Genomic DNA, 15,335 nt, shown 5'->3' on the forward strand with positions numbered 1-15,335 from the left:
AATGACTTACAGCTAAAATTGCCATAAGTCATTTTAATTTTTTATTTTAATTAGTTAACTCTTACACCAAAATCTGGTGAGTAATAAGACATGCTTGTAACTTTTACAGATTCTCCAGGCTGTGGTGCATGAATATATTGTCCACCACCAACATAGATACCTACATGATACGTTGCACCTCTAGAACCCCAGAATACCAAGTCTCCTGGTTGTAACTCACTTAATGAAATCTGTGTTCCAGCACTTTCTTGAGGAACAGTCCATCCACCAATTTCTTTTCCTGCTGCTTGACGGAATACATAAGAAGTAAATCCTGAACAGTCAAATGAATCTGGTCCTTTAGCTCCCCAAACATATGGTTTACCAATATGTTTATAGGCTTCTGATACGATAGCACTTCCGTTTGCAGCTGGAGCTGAAGGTGTTGGTGCTGGAGTAGGAGTTGTTGCTACTGGAGTACTTGGAGCAGGTGTTGGTGTACTTTGCTCTGGTGTACTTTGCTCTGGTGTACTTTGAGTAGTTCCTTCCTTTTCATTTGGTTTGTTCTCACTAGGAGTAATATCGTTTGGTGTCACGTAATTCTCTTGTTTATCAATTTTACCAGCATTTGTATCTTCTTTTGCTTTGTTTCCAGTTGCTTTTGTTTCAACTTTTGCTGCTGCTACAGCTTTACGTTGTTCTTCACGTTTTTGTTCTGCAGCTTTTTGTTCAGCTAAGTATTGTTCTTTTTTACTTTCTTCAGTTGCTTTTTCTGCAGATAATTTGCTAACTGCTGCTTGTTGTGCTAATTCTTGGTCTTCTAACTCACCCTTTTTAGCTTCTAGAGTAACAGCTGCTTCCTGTACTTCTTTTGCTTTTTCTTCTACAGATTCTTTTTTCGTTTCAACTGCATCTTTATCTTGTTTTTGTTGTTTCATCATATCATTATTAGCACCAACTAAACGACTTGCCGCCATCACTTTTGTTAATGCATCTGATACAGAATCAGCATTTAATACTAGATCAACAACATTAGAGCTGTTTGAATCAACTTGTACAGATCTTGCTTGTTCTTTGATTGACGCATCGCGTTTTGCAATACGCGCTTCTAAATCTTTTATTTCACCATTTAAGTTTGAAATTTCTTTTGTTAGTTCTACCTGTTTTGTTTGTAAAGCAGATGCCTCGTTTTTTATTGACGAAATATTTTCTTTAATACTTGCTAATTGGTTTGAGGCTTCTTGTTCTTTAGTAGCTAATTCATTTATTTTTTTATCTTGTTCTTCTACTTTCGAATCTTTGTTAGCTGCTGTCGCAACAGTTGGAGCACCTACAGTACTTAATAACATACTACTTAACAAAACTGTTGATAATACTTTCTTCTTCAAAATTTGCCATCCTCCATTTTTCTACGTCTACATTTATTTTCTTTACTTAATTTTTTATTTAAATTTTTAATTTTACGTTAACTTTAATAATAAATAAATTTTAACATAGATACATGTCACTTGTATGATAGAAATATTACAAAAACATTTCAATCAATCATTTTATTTCATTAACACCATATACCTTTGATAACGGGATGACTAATAGACATATATATAAAACATTGATTAGTAAAGACGGTGCCAGATTACGTGTAAAAAAATCTAAAAAATTAGCTGTTGTTAACTTAAATATACTAAGTAATACTGCTCTTCCTATTGAGATAAGAGTAACAAATACAATAAAACTTAAAATCAACGTCAATGTATTTGGTTCAACATATTCGAACAAACGATACATAAAAAATACAATTATAGGGAATAAAATCAAGTTAATTCCTAATACATTATAAAAATAGGAATCGTACAGTAAGCCAATAATCGTTGCACAAATCATTAGATAAGTTTGACTCACTTTAAAGGTTGAAAACATTAGTATAAGAAGCACCAAATGGCTTGTAAACGTCATGGGAATAGACAGCATCCCCATCATTGCACTACTAACGTGGCCATCTACTAACATAGCAATAAACAATAATATAGGTAAATAGTATGGATAATATGATTTTTGTTCCATTATTCCACCTCTTGCTTCCCTGCTAATCTCTTAATAACTGTCACACTAGACACATCATACATATCAGCAACTGGAGTTACTAATACTTCTGCATTTAGGCCTGTTTTATTTTTCTTCACTTCTTTTACTTCACCAACAACCAATCCTTCAGGAGAATTGTTGCCTAAACCAGAAGTCGACACTAAATCCCCTTTTTTGATATTATCAACACTTGTTAGTTGAGAAACAATCAATGTGTGAGTTTTACTATTGTAACCTTCCATCAAACCATACGCTGTTTTTTCACCTTTAGTTTGAATCATCACAGGAAAATGATTAGTATTTTGATTTTGGGTTGTCAGTAATTCTACTTTCGAACTTCCTGATTCAGCAATAATGACACGACCAATTAACCCTTTATCTCCCATAACTGCCATGTTAGCCTCGATGCCATCCTTAGTTCCTTTATTGATAATAAGGACATCTTGCCAACTATCTGGCGAACGATTGATCACACTTGCATTAATCACGTCATAATCAGTTAAGGTATCATTGAGTTTCAACTGCTCTTTTAATTTTCTTGTTTCAGCTTTTTGACTTGCCAACTCTGCTTCTAGTGAAACACTTTTATCAATTTGTTTTTTCAATTCTTGATTTTCTGTATAAGTATTAAACAAATTATTAATACTCTTTACACCACTTTCTAATAATCTGAATGGTGCCTTGACAACATTATCTACTTTTGCAATCACATTATTCGTTTGCGACTGTCCAGGTAAACTTTTTTTATTATTATCTCTTTGCATCGCACTAAATGTTACTAACAATATGATGACTATCACTATCGTAACAGCTATAATAATATTTCGACTTGAATTATTTTTTTTCACTATTCCACCTCATAGCTCCTTATTATCTAAAAAACATACATCCTTGATTCTACCATTTTTCTTTAGTATTAACCATACAACTACCCTTTTGTTTTTAAAATTTTAATAAAGTAATGTAAGCATTATGACCTACTTTAGACTATAATGATATTAGGAAGGGGTTATTATAACAATGTCTAGCAATTATTGGTATCTATCCGAACATTTAATCAACTTTTTTCACCTATATTATTCCTATTAGTCACCATCACACTCTTCATATTATTCGGCACATTTTCCACAAACATACCGAATAAAAAAATATTTAAAATCATCGCACTCATAGTAAGTGTAACTGTCATATTAACTGTTGGTATTTCTATCTTCACGAAAGATTATCGAAGTTTGACGAAATATGAAGCTAATGCTAATCGAAAAAGACAAATAGCCATTCTTCATTACGAGAGACGGTCAAACAGCTCATCAACTAATGCTAGCTTATATGATATAAACAAAACTCTTAATCTACCATTCTATAAAAAAGAAACTGCCACAGAAACTGATTCTCTTACTTATCTTGGAAAAAATGACGTCTTTTATTTTTTTACCGATGATAAAAACATCTTTCAATTAGATTTATCAAGTGATCGACTAGTATTTCAGCCTGTTGTTCATGTATCTATCACAAAAGAATGTGCTAAATTATCTGATAAGGAATTTAAAGATATCGACTTTAAAGAAAAAATTGGTCCAGATATTTCGTCTATTATCGTGCCAAATTCCAAACGAGATTTACTCTATAAACCAAATGTCATAACTTATGATTTAATCAAATAAAAAAGCCGTCCCATATTAGGACGACCTTTTTTAATTTATCATTAGTTACCTTCATAAGAATCAATAATGATTTGTTTTAATTCACTAATTAATGGTTCTTTAGGGTTAGCAGTTGTACATTGATCTTCGTAAGCAAGTTCAGCCATACGATCAACTGTTTCATCCAATGTTTTTTTGCTTAATCCTTGTGCTGATAAGTTCATGTCGATTCCAACACGTTTTCCTAAATCATCAACAGCTTTAGCTAAAGATTCTACTAATTCTTCTGTTGTGTTACCTTTAAGTCCTAAGAAACGCGCGATGTCTGCATAATCTGTATCAGCTCTAAAGTAATCATATTTAGGGAACAATGCATGTTTTGAAGGATCTTTTGCATTGTAGCGAATAATATGTGGTAAAAGAATCGCATTAGTACGTCCATGAGGAATACCGTATTCTCCACCAATTTTATGAGCGATTGAGTGACAAATACCTAAGAATGCATTGGCAAACGCCATACCAGCCATTGTAGAAGCATTATGCATTTTTTCACGGTTTTCTAAGTTAGGATTTTTAACTGAGTCTTCTAAGTTTTCAAAGACTAATTTAATAGCTTGTAAGCTTAACCCTCTCGTGTAATCACTTGCCATAACAGATACATATGACTCGATTGCATGAGTTAATACGTCCATACCAGTATCAGCTGTAACTGAAGCAGGAACACTCATAACAAATTGTGGATCAATAATTGCCACATCTGGAGTTAATGCATAATCTGCTAATGGGTATTTCACGTGAGTTTCACTGTCAGTAATAACCGCAAATGGTGTTACTTCCGCACCAGTACCTGATGTTGTTGGAATAGCAACCATTTTAGCTTTTCTAGCTTCAGGAATTTTGTAAGCACGTTTACGAATATCTAAGAATTTTTGTTTAGCGCCAAAGAATTCTGTTTCTGGATGTTCATAGAATAACCACATACCTTTAGCCGCATCAATAGCAGATCCACCACCGATGGCAATAACTGTGTCAGGTTGGAATTTCATCATTTGTTCTGTACCAGCATAAACTGTATTTGTTGAAGGATTTGGTTCAACATCTGAGAACATTTCAAATTTTACCTTGTTTTGACGTTTCATTAATTCATCAATCACTTTTTGAGCATACCCAAATTCAACCATACCTGGGTCACAAACGATGAATACACGTTCAACGTCTTTCATTTTTTGTAAATATTGAATTGAATTTAATTCAAAGTAGATTTTTTCAGGTAATTTAAACCATTGCATGTTATTTCTCCGTTTCGTTAAAGTTTTAGTGTTAATCAAATTAACTGCTGAAACGTTTTTAGATACTGAGTTTTTACCATAAGATCCACAACCTAAAGTTAATGATGGAATCATTTCGTTGTAGATATCACCAATACCACCTTGAGCCGCTGGAGAGTTAATTAAAATACGACAAGCGTTCATTCTTAAACCAAATGCTAATTGTAAGTCTTCATCTTCAGAATGTAGAACCGCTGTATGTCCTTCACCATTAAGTTTTAACATTTTTTCACATAATTCTAAACCATGTTCAGTATTATTAGCTTTAAACATTGCTAATACTGGAGATAATTTTTCACGTGATAATGGATAATCTGGACCAGCATCTTCTAATTCAGCTACTAAAATTTTAGTTCCTTCTGGTACTTTAATTCCAGCATCTTTAGCAATAGATACTGCTGAATGTCCAACAATTTTAGGATTAACAGCTGTTTTTGTTTCATTCATCACGGCTTTTTCTAATTTTTCTAGTTCATTTGGTTTTACAAAGTATACTTGATGCGCTTCAAATTCTTTTTTCACTGCATCGTAGATTTCTTTATCAACAATGACACCTTGCTCTGATGCACAAATCATCCCATTATCGAATGATTTAGATGTAATTAAGTCGTTTACCGCACGTTTGATTTTAGCTGATTTTTCAACATAAGCAGGAGTGTTACCAGGACCTACTCCAAGAGCTGGTTTACCAGTTGAATAAGCTGCTTTAACCATTCCAGAACCACCAGTTGCAAGAACAATTGCAACACCTTCATGGTTCATTAATGTATTTGTTGCTTCAATAGATGGCGTATCAATCCATTGAATACAATTTTCAGGAGCGCCAGCTTTAACTGCTGCATCTCTTACAACCTTTGCCGCTGCTGCAGATGATTTTTGTGCACTCGGATGGAAAGCAAAAATAATTGGGTTACGTGTTTTAATCGCAATCATTGATTTGAAAATAGTTGTTGATGTTGGATTTGTTGTTGGTGTTACCCCACATACCACTCCGACTGGGTCAGCAATTTCGATGATTTGTTTTTGTTCATCTTCATTAATAACTCCAACAGTTTTATCATTTTTAATGTTGTTCCAAATACTTTCAGAAGCAAACATGTTTTTGATTGCTTTATCTTCATAAATACCACGGCCAGTTTCTTCTACTGCTAATTTAGCTAAAGGCATATGTTCATTCAAGGCAGCCATAGCCATTTGGTGAACGATATGATCCACTTTTTCTTGATCAAAAGTTTTCATTTCTTTTAATGCTTCTTGAGCATTAGCGACTAAATGATCAATTGTTTCTGTTACTGATTGTTCTTTTACTTCAGCTTTTTTATTTTTATCTTTCAAAGTAATACCCTCCTGAATTCAATTCGTTATGTATTTCACAAATATAATATACAATACTTTTTCCACCTTGTAAATACTTTTATGTGATTTTTTTCACTTTATTCAAGTGAATACGTTTTCTCTTAATAAAACCTTAAAATAAACATTTAAATCTGATTTCATTCTTTAGTCGAGTGATATTTTTCTTAATAATTGAAATATTGTGACTTATATCACTTTTTTTATTTTTACTTAAACTCTATTTAAGTTTAATATATTACACTGTATGCATGTCTATTTTAAAGAGGATGATTACGATGAAATCAAAAAAGAATTTAAACGAAAAGAACACAAATATCTGATTCCAGAAGATTTATATGAAACATTTATATCAGATTTACAACATTATATGTCTACTGATAAATATGATTTACATCCTAAATATTAATTAAGATGGGAATACTAGGAGATCCTAGATGATATCTAAAAACGAATTAACTAATCAGTTTATTTAAAACTGATTAGTCAGTCTGTAGACAAAGTATTGATAAATTTCGATACTTTGTTTTTTTGGTAAAATAGAGGAAAGGAGTGACTATTAATGTTGAAAAAGTAAGATATGAGTAAACGTAATCAAATAGTTTTTTATTCATTAGAAGACTTAGTTCCACAGGAACACCTTCTAAGAGATATTGATAAATACGTCGATTTTAGTTTTATTTATCAACTTGTTGAGGATAAATATGATCAGTCTAATGGACGACCTAGTTTAGATCCAGTTATGTTAATCAAACTTCCCTTGATACAATACTTATACGGAATTAAGAGCATAAGACAAACGATTAAGTAAATATGGCCTACAGATGGTTTTTAGGTTTAGATATCCAAGACTCAGTCCCTCACTTTTCAACTTTTGGTAAAAATTACTCAAGAAGATTTAAAGGAACAGATATCTTTGAACAAATTTTTTATGGTATTTTAGCGCAGTGTATAGAAGCTCATTTAGTTGATACGTCTGAGATATTTATTGATAGGACTCATATCAAAGCACATGCAAATAATAAAAAGTATGAAAGCAAAGAAATAACTGAAGACACATTATTTTATGTAAAATCACTTCAAAAAGAAGTTGAAATCGATAGAGAAAAACAATTAAAAAAACCCCTAAAAAGAAAAGGTTAATTGTAGAATCAAGTGAGCCACCCTAAAATAATAAAAAAACACCATGGTAAAAATTCATGTATCATTGAATTATCCACCCAACAACAAAAGGAATTTTTATCATGGAACAAACTCAGAATACCACACAAAAACTGACTTATAAACATCTTTCCTTTGAGGAAAGACAACTTATTGAAGTTTGGCATAATAAAGGTGCTTCTAATAGGGAAATCGGTAAACGATTAGGTCGGTACTATCAAACAATAAATAATGAGCTGAAACGTGGTACAACAACACAAATCAAAGAAAATAACAAAACTAGACAACTCTATTTTGCTGAAACAGGACAAGCTAAATATATAGAAAACAGAAAACGTTGTGGCGCTAATTCTAAGCTAGTCAGTGCTGTTGACTTTATTAATTATGCATGTAAACAGATTATTGACTTTAATTGGTCACCTGATGCCATTGTTGGTTTTGTCACGTCCTTAAGGACGTGAGATAAACCTCTTATTTCTAATAAAACACTTTATAACTATATTGATAAAGGATTTTTATCTATTAGAAACCATCACCTCAAGACGAAGCTTAGGCTCTCATCTAAAAAGAAAAGAAATCGTAAGCATAAAAAAAACTAGGAAAATTAATTGATGAACGACCAAGTACAATTAACAATAGGGAAAGCTTTGGCCATTGGGAAATAGATAGCTTTATTGGTGCAAAGTCTAAATATGATAATGCTCTACTTACTCTGGTTGAAAGAAAAACGCGTTACATGATTACTGTTGTGTTAGATGATCATACAGAATAATCTGTTTGTTATGCTGTTAATCGATTAAAATCTGAGCTCGGACAAGCTAGCTTTAGCTATATGAATAAACGCATCTAACCTAAAACCATCTATGCCTTTACTTATCCAATACTTAGCTATATCTAACATTGCTTTTTGAACTTCTAGGTTTTCCCAGTTTAAATCTGGCATTTCTTTATCAAAAAGATGAAAATAATATTGATGACTCAATTTATCCTTTTCCCATACTGATCCGCCAAAAAAAGAGGCCCAATTATTTGGCTCTTCACCATTGATACCTGCATCTTCCCATATATAATAATCCCGGTAAATATTATCTTTTCCTTTTAAAGCTTCTTGAAACCATGGATGCTTTGATGACGTGTGATTTAATACCAAATCAAAAATTATTTTTATTTCTCGTTTATGTGCTTCTTCTATTAATGTTTCTACATCATCGATATTTCCAAAAATATCATCAATCGCATAAAAGTTAGAAATATCGTAACCGTTATCAATTTGTGGTAAAACAAAAATTGGGTTTATCCAAATTGTATTAATCCCAATACTTTTAATATAATCTAATGTTGAAGTAATCCCTTTAATATCACCTATACCATCTCCATTAGTATCTTTAAAGCTCTTGGGGTACACCTGACAAAAAATTGCTTCCTGCCACCAATTTTTTTGCATGCTCTCCCTCCTTATTTAACATCAGTCTAGAAAATATTGCACTAACATACAAGCATAAAAATAGTGTTAACGTTAACATTATTGATATAGCAACACTAGGATAAGAATATTTAAAAATATATGATGAAAATTATACGAATACAGGTATAATTATAATTAAGAGAACCTTGTAAAGGAGTGTACGACTTTTATGGTAACTTTATCTGATGTTGCTCGAAAAGCAAATGTTTCAAAAATGACAGTTTCAAGAGTCATAAATCACCCAGAAAAAGTAACAGATGAATTAAAAGAACTTGTTTTTCAAGCAATGAAAGACTTAAATTATAAACCAAATGCTGCAGCTAAAGCATTAGTTAATAATAGAACGCAAGTCATTAAATTCTTTATACTAGAAGAGATTGATACCACTGAACCTTATTATATGAACCTATTAATGGGAATTTCAAAAACCTTAGACCAAAACCAATACTCTTTACAATTAATCACTCAAAATAGTTTTGATTTAGGACAAAGTGATGGCTATATCATAACAGGTATGAGAGAAAATCACTCTAAGTGGATTGAACGGCTTGAAAAACCATTTGTTCTGTTTGGTGAAAACCGTTACGGGTATGATTATGTAGACACAGATAATTCTTTAGGAACGACTTATGCTACCGAACATGCGATAGATATGGGATATACCAATATTGTATACATTGGCATCGACGTTAAAGAATCCTTTGAGTATTCTCGTGAAGCAGGATATATCAACACCATGCAAAAATACAAAATGGTACCAAAAATATATCGCTTCGATAATCGCTCACGATATACTTTTGACTTTATTACAAAAATATTCACCGTTTCCCTAAAAAAACTACCTTTATTTGCAGCTCAGATAGATTAGCTATTGGAATTGAAAGAGGGATACAGAATAAAGGAGAAAAATTACCTGATGACTATGGTATCATCGGTTTTGACGGAGTATTTTTAGATCAGATTGCTCATCCACAACTAACTACTATTAAGCAGCCTGTCATTTAGATGGGAATGGCTTGTGCGACAATGATTCTTAATAAAATCAAACAAGATGGAGCACCTCAAGGAAATGAACTTTTCAATCCAACTCTTGTTATTAGAGGTACGACCATGGAGAAACTATAATAAAAACATTCCATTAATTTTTCAATGGAATGTTTTTACTCTCTATGATATTAAAGTTCAGTAAAAAACCACACTAATTTTTCAAAAGGAATCAATTCTTCCTTGTCGTATAAGTCAACATGATTGGCTCCTTCTATCTCAAACAATTCTTTTGGTTCATTCGCTAAATCATATGCTGTTTCACTAAATGCACATGAATGTGCTTTGCTTCCCATTATAAACAAAATTGGACGTGGTGAAATAGATTTAATATAAGATAATAAAGTAAAAGATATTTAAATATCATTCTATTACAATTAACTATGTTAAAACACCAATAAATGGATTTAAATCCATTTACTGGTGTTTCATACTTTAGATTTTAGCCACCTCAAATATTCTCTCAATCAATGCCAATACATCTCTTACTTCTTCATTTTTTACAATTGGTGTTGCATTATTAACTACAACATCGTAGAAATTTTGATAAAATCCATCATAATCTGCCTCAACTTCGACAATTGGTAACGTCGTTGTCGCATCTTCTGAAGGAGGTGACATTGTTTTAGTTAGTCCTTGTCCTGCTTTAATTGGTACTAAGTTATGATGATCAATCACGCCTGTTTGTTTCACTACTTTTCCAGATAGGTCCCAATCATCAATGACAGCTGTTCCTTCCAAACCTTTGACATACCAACGTGGTAATTTAACAAAATTGGTTGTACCAACTTCAACTAACGCTTTGACACCATTTTCAAATGTGATGTCCGCAATAAAGCCATCATCTACTTCATCACCCAAGATATAGCTTAAATCAGCGGACACCTCTTTTACTGGACTATCTACCATAAAAAGAAGTTGATCCAGTAAATGAACGCCCCAATCAAGTAACATTCCACCGCCATGTTTTTCTAAATGACGCCAATCTCCTGGAATACCATTCGCTCCATGAACACGCGACTCAATTTGAAATAGTTCGCCAATTGGTTTCTTTTGATACATATCTTGAATGATTAAAAAGTCATTGTCCCATCGTCTGTTTTGATGCACCATAAACACTTGACCTGTTTCGTTTGATACTTTAATCACGTCATCTAACTCTTGTGTTGACATCATCGCTGGCTTTTCACAAACAACATGTTTTCCACTTGTCATCGCTTGGATAGACAACTCTTTATGCACATCATTAGGTGTGGCCACTAACACTGCATCAATCGTGTCATCAGACAGTAATTCTTCTAACGATTTGTATGGTTTAAGACCAGCTTCTTTCGCAACTTCCATGCGTTCCGATTTTATATCATAGACACCTGTCACTTGTACACCATCTTTTTGTTTAATTAATTCCCGGTGATGATAACTTCCCATACCACCGTAACCAATAATTCCTATATTAAGCATTTGACGACCTCCTATGCCCACCACATGTCAGTTGGTTTATCATGAACCATAATTGACTTAAGATTGGTCACTGCACGTGAGAAACCTTCATCAATTGACATCAATGGGTCTTCGTGTTCTATACTTAACACATAATCGTAACCATATAAACGCAACGCGCTAACTATATCTGACCAATCTTGTAAACTATGACCACATCCTACTGATCTAAATGTCCATGCTCTTGATTGAACGTTTGTATAAGGTTGCATATCTGTCACACCATACATATTCATGTTATCTTGATCTAGGTAAGTATCTTTTGCATGAAAATGATGAATCGCATTTTCTTTTCCTAAAATTTTAATCGCACCAACTGGTTCAATTCCTTGCCACCATAAATGAGAAGGATCCAAATTACACCCAATATTATCTCCAGCTGCGTCGCGCAATTTCAACATGGTATATGGGGTATGAGCTAAAAATCCACCATGAAGCTCAATCCCGATTTTTACACCAGCTGATTGGCATTCGCTATTGATATCTTTCCAATAAGGGATTAATTTAGTCTCCCACTGATAATGATAGATATCTGTATAATCTGTTGGCCATGGTAAAACAGGCCAATTCACAGATGTATCTGTTTCGTTTCCTCCACCAACACCAGAGAATCCATTCACCACTGGTACATTCATTAGAGATGCCAACTTAATTGTTTTTCTTAATAGTTCGTCCGCTTCTTTTGCTTCTGCAGGTGTTGGTGAAATAGGATTATGATGCGCACTAAAGGCACTAATTTCTAATCCTTTATCATTTAATTTTGCTTGGTATTCTTTTCGTTTATCACTACTGGCGAGTAACGCGTCCACATCACAGTGAGCACTTCCTGGAGAGCCACCTGTTCCAATCTCAACCATTTGTAACCCTTGCTCTGCTACTTTTTCAATCATCTCATCAAATGATAAATTGTTAAATAATGGGGTAAAAACGCCTAATTTCATGTTTGTTTCCTCCTTTTATAACTCTTCTAATGGTTCATGATGTCCATATGTTGGGTAGGTGCTATCAATTGGATTACACCACTTCACTGCATTTTTAATCACTAGTTGAACTTGTTCGTTGTAATATGATGGATACGTTTCATGACCTGGTTGGAAATAAAAAATCTTACCATTTCCTCGTCTAAAGGTACAGCCACCTCTAAATACCTCGCCACCTTTGTACCAATTCACAAAAATCAATTCATCAGGTGCTGGTATATCAAAATGTTCGCCATACATTTCTTCTTTTTCTAACTCAATATACTCGCCAACCCCTTCTACGATTGGATGACTTGGATTGACGTTCCAAATACGACACGTTTCATCTGCTTCACGCCACTTTAAATCACATGACGTTCCCATCAATGACATAAAGATTTTAGACATATGACCTGAATGGAGTACTATCAATCCCATACCTTGTAAGACACGTTGATGCACACGCTGAACAATCTCATCACTCACTTCATTATGAGCAATATGTCCCCACCAAACCAATACATCTGTGTTGTTCAATACATCTTCTGTTAAACCATGTTCTGGTTCATCAAGTGTCGCTGTTTTAACGTCAAACTCTTCTTCTAAGAAAGAAGCTAATTGGTTATGAATGCCTTCTGGGTAAACTTTTTTTACCTCTTCGTCTGTCTTTTCATGTCTGTATTCATTCCACACTGTTACGTGAATCATCTTTTCACCTACTTATTAAGATATACTGGCTCGCCAGTTTTTGAAGACTGGTAAATCGCTTCTAAAATTTCTGTGACAACTAAGGCTTGTTCTGGTAAAACAACTGGTTCTGTGTCATTTATAATTGCTTGTACCCAAGATTGTGCTTCTAAAAAGGCTGGATCATTTCCTTCACCATCATAAAAATCAACGCCACCTGTTTCTAATTCAATGTGTTTTTCATATAGTAAACCATGATCCTCACCATTAATAGTCAAGCCATCAAACATATCTGCCCCACCTTTTGTGCCAGATAAACTGGTTTTGGCTTCTCCTATTTGACGACTATTTAATGCCCAACTTGATTCTAAAGAAATCGTTGCGCCATCTTCCATCGTAATAAAACCAAATGCTGAGTCTTCTACAGTAAATTTTTCTGGATCCCAAGGTCCCCATGCATTGGCTGCATTTTTTGTTGGTGACAGTTTATGATAGGTATTTCCTACCACATATTTCGGTTTATAATTATTCATCATCCACAAGGTTAAATCTAGTGCATGTGTCCCAATATCAATCAATGGACCTCCGCCTTGCGCCTCTTCATCAAGGAATACTCCCCAAGTTGGTACCGCACGGCGACGAATCGCATGTGCTTTTCCATAATAAATATCTCCCAACTCGCCTTCTTCACATACTTGATGTAAGTAACTAGCAGCTATTGTGAAGCGATTTTGATACCCTATTGTTAATTTCTTTCCTGTTTCTTTTGCTGCTTCTAACATCGCTCTTGCTTCCTGACTTGTTTTAGCCATTGGTTTTTCACACATCACATGTTTATCCGCTTTCATTGCAGCGATGGAAATTCCTGCATGAGAATTATTTGGTGTACAAACGTGTACCACATCGATACTTTTATCTGCTAATAACTCATGATAATCTTGATACACAATTGCATCCATCGTCCCATACTCTACTTTTGCTTTTTCAGCACGTTCCACTATCACATCACAAAATGCGACCATTTCAACTTCTTCTACTTTGCTTAGTGCTGGCATATGTTTTCCATTAGCAATACCACCACAACCAATAATCCCTACTTTTAATGTCATAAAAAAACCTCCATCGTTTTCTTGTTAATAGATTCATCATACAAAAAAATGATAAGGTTTTCTTCCTGTTATTTTGGTCAATTATTCCCATATATTGTCTTATGGTATTTTAAAGGAGATAGTCCAACATGTTCTTTGAATACATGATGAAAGGTTTTAACACTATTAAATCCTGAACGTTCTGCCACTTCTATCATTGGAATATTTTCATGGGAAAGAATATATTTAGCTTGATTTAATCGGTACTCTGTCAGGAATTGACTAAAATTTTGCCCTGTATTTTTCTTAAAAAAACGTGAAAAATAATATGGGCTAAATCCTACATATTTGGCAACATCCTCTAGTGTAATCACCTCTTGAAAATGATTTTCTATGTAAATAAACACATCATTCAGTCTTTCTAACGTCTGTTTTTGATGGGTTGATTCAACAAAATTTCCTTCTTTGAGAGTACAATTTTTTTGAGGAATCTCACGATAATAGAAGACCAATAGTTGATGCAACAAACTTAATATAGCATAATCATAGCCCAACTTTTTTTGCTGTACTTCTTTAAATAATTTTTCTACAAGACTTCTCATCTCTTGCTCGACATCGTTCCCCCAAAACCGACTAAGGTTTTCCGCTTTTTCAAATAGCGTGACAATGTCTTTATAATCTGATTGATTTACTAAATAATTTTGAAAAACTGCTAAATCAAATTGATAAACAATCCGTGTACTGCCTGGCGAAGCTAAAAAATAATGAGACTCACCACTACCAAAAATAAAAATTTCCCCTTCTTGCACTTGAAATAATTGATTATCATACCCAATATTGACTAGCCCTTTTGTCACATATATCATCTCAATTTCTTTGTGCCAATGTGGTGGTACAACAATCTCTCCTTGGTTTTCAAATGCCCTAAAAGGTAGGCTATTATCCCATTCTGGTATTTCTAAATATAAACTCATTATCTTCCCTCCTTAATTATCTCAAGTTGTCTTTCTTGTATTATATAAAAAAATCCACCAATATTCTAA

Annotated in this window: 12 protein-coding genes and 4 pseudogenes; 5 read left to right on the plus strand and 11 right to left on the minus strand. The window is 33.5% G+C overall.

The window, feature by feature from the left end; translation table 11 throughout:
• Positions 1-50 precede the first annotated feature (50 nt).
• The 3 genes from BHY08_RS11370 to mreC form a co-directional block, all read right to left on the minus strand.
• Positions 51-1,367, minus strand: a complete 1,317-nt coding sequence (locus BHY08_RS11370; RefSeq protein WP_071457499.1) for a C40 family peptidase — start codon at positions 1,365-1,367, stop codon at positions 51-53.
• Positions 1,368-1,524: 157 nt separating this feature from the next.
• Positions 1,525-2,043, minus strand: a complete 519-nt coding sequence (gene mreD, locus BHY08_RS08755; protein ID WP_071457500.1) for a rod shape-determining protein MreD — start codon at positions 2,041-2,043, stop codon at positions 1,525-1,527.
• Positions 2,043-2,912 (minus strand): rod shape-determining protein MreC, encoded by an 870-nt coding sequence (gene mreC / locus BHY08_RS08760; protein WP_071457501.1) that lies wholly within the window; start codon positions 2,910-2,912, stop codon positions 2,043-2,045. Before mreC ends, mreD begins: the two co-directional genes overlap by 1 nt.
• Positions 2,913-3,296: 384 nt before the next feature.
• Here mreC and BHY08_RS08765 point away from each other — a divergent pair, with 384 nt between their 5' ends.
• Complete coding sequence (locus BHY08_RS08765; protein WP_071457502.1) at positions 3,297-3,728, plus strand: hypothetical protein; 432 nt, start codon at positions 3,297-3,299, stop codon at positions 3,726-3,728.
• 41 nt (positions 3,729-3,769) lie between these two features.
• Here BHY08_RS08765 and adhE read toward each other — a convergent pair whose 3' ends face one another.
• Entirely contained in the window at positions 3,770-6,370 is a 2,601-nt protein-coding gene (adhE, locus tag BHY08_RS08770; RefSeq protein ID WP_071457503.1) for a bifunctional acetaldehyde-CoA/alcohol dehydrogenase, read from the minus strand.
• A 265-nt stretch (positions 6,371-6,635) separates the two neighbouring features.
• On the opposite strand from adhE, the gene BHY08_RS11030 reads away from it, so the two are divergent.
• The 3 genes and pseudogenes from BHY08_RS11030 to BHY08_RS11485 all read left to right on the plus strand — a co-directional run.
• A complete protein-coding gene (locus tag BHY08_RS11030; protein ID WP_157093660.1) occupies positions 6,636-6,797 on the plus strand; it encodes a hypothetical protein in 162 nt (53 codons plus the stop codon).
• 171 nt (positions 6,798-6,968) lie between these two features.
• Positions 6,969-7,525 (plus strand): annotated as a pseudogene (locus tag BHY08_RS08775) (transposase); the annotation flags it as partial.
• Between the two features lie 107 nt (positions 7,526-7,632).
• Positions 7,633-8,396 (plus strand): annotated as a pseudogene (locus BHY08_RS11485) (IS30 family transposase); the annotation flags it as partial.
• On the opposite strand, the pseudogene BHY08_RS08785 reads toward BHY08_RS11485, so the two are convergent.
• A pseudogene (locus BHY08_RS08785) lies at positions 8,358-8,993 on the minus strand (alpha-amylase family glycosyl hydrolase); the annotation flags it as partial. The pseudogenes BHY08_RS11485 and BHY08_RS08785 sit on opposite strands and share 39 nt — an antisense overlap.
• A 190-nt stretch (positions 8,994-9,183) precedes the next feature.
• Here BHY08_RS08785 and BHY08_RS08790 point away from each other — a divergent pair.
• Positions 9,184-10,139 (plus strand): annotated as a pseudogene (locus tag BHY08_RS08790) (LacI family DNA-binding transcriptional regulator).
• A gap of 50 nt (positions 10,140-10,189) precedes the next feature.
• Here BHY08_RS08790 and BHY08_RS11035 read toward each other — a convergent pair.
• From BHY08_RS11035 to BHY08_RS08815, 6 genes are all read right to left on the minus strand, one after another.
• Complete coding sequence (locus BHY08_RS11035; RefSeq protein WP_157093661.1) at positions 10,190-10,354, minus strand: alpha/beta hydrolase; 165 nt, start codon at positions 10,352-10,354, stop codon at positions 10,190-10,192.
• Between the two features lie 139 nt (positions 10,355-10,493).
• A complete protein-coding gene (locus BHY08_RS08795; RefSeq protein ID WP_071457506.1) occupies positions 10,494-11,519 on the minus strand; it encodes a Gfo/Idh/MocA family protein in 1,026 nt (341 codons plus the stop codon).
• Between the two features lie 11 nt (positions 11,520-11,530).
• Positions 11,531-12,499, minus strand: a complete 969-nt coding sequence (locus tag BHY08_RS08800; protein WP_071457507.1) for a sugar phosphate isomerase/epimerase family protein — start codon at positions 12,497-12,499, stop codon at positions 11,531-11,533.
• A 15-nt stretch (positions 12,500-12,514) separates the two neighbouring features.
• Complete coding sequence (locus BHY08_RS08805; protein ID WP_071457508.1) at positions 12,515-13,225, minus strand: ThuA domain-containing protein; 711 nt, start codon at positions 13,223-13,225, stop codon at positions 12,515-12,517.
• A gap of 8 nt (positions 13,226-13,233) precedes the next feature.
• Positions 13,234-14,313 (minus strand): Gfo/Idh/MocA family protein, encoded by a 1,080-nt coding sequence (locus tag BHY08_RS08810; protein WP_071457509.1) that lies wholly within the window; start codon positions 14,311-14,313, stop codon positions 13,234-13,236.
• Between the two features lie 77 nt (positions 14,314-14,390).
• Positions 14,391-15,266 carry an AraC family transcriptional regulator gene (locus BHY08_RS08815; protein ID WP_071457510.1) on the minus strand — a complete coding sequence of 292 codons (876 nt, stop codon included), beginning with the start codon at positions 15,264-15,266 and terminating at the stop codon, positions 14,391-14,393.
• Between the last annotated feature and the right edge of the window lie 69 nt (positions 15,267-15,335).

This window comes from Vagococcus teuberi (genome assembly GCF_001870205.1).
In the GTDB taxonomy this organism is placed as follows: domain Bacteria; phylum Bacillota; class Bacilli; order Lactobacillales; family Vagococcaceae; genus Vagococcus; species Vagococcus teuberi.

Bases quoted from the DNA above. Each gene is read 5' to 3' on its own strand.
- BHY08_RS08810 (WP_071457509.1), bottom strand. From the start codon at position 14,313: ATGACATTAAAAGTAGGGATTATTGGTTGTGGTGGTATTGCTAATGGA.
- BHY08_RS08815 (WP_071457510.1), bottom strand. From the start codon at position 15,266: ATGAGTTTATATTTAGAAATACCAGAATGGGATAATAGCCTACCTTTT.
- BHY08_RS08795 (WP_071457506.1), bottom strand. From the start codon at position 11,519: ATGCTTAATATAGGAATTATTGGTTACGGTGGTATGGGAAGTTATCAT.
- BHY08_RS11035 (WP_157093661.1), bottom strand. From the start codon at position 10,354: ATGGGAAGCAAAGCACATTCATGTGCATTTAGTGAAACAGCATATGAT.
- BHY08_RS11030 (WP_157093660.1), top strand. From the start codon at position 6,636: ATGCATGTCTATTTTAAAGAGGATGATTACGATGAAATCAAAAAAGAA.
- BHY08_RS08805 (WP_071457508.1), bottom strand. From the start codon at position 13,225: ATGATTCACGTAACAGTGTGGAATGAATACAGACATGAAAAGACAGAC.
- BHY08_RS08800 (WP_071457507.1), bottom strand. From the start codon at position 12,499: ATGAAATTAGGCGTTTTTACCCCATTATTTAACAATTTATCATTTGAT.
- mreD (WP_071457500.1), bottom strand. From the start codon at position 2,043: ATGGAACAAAAATCATATTATCCATACTATTTACCTATATTATTGTTT.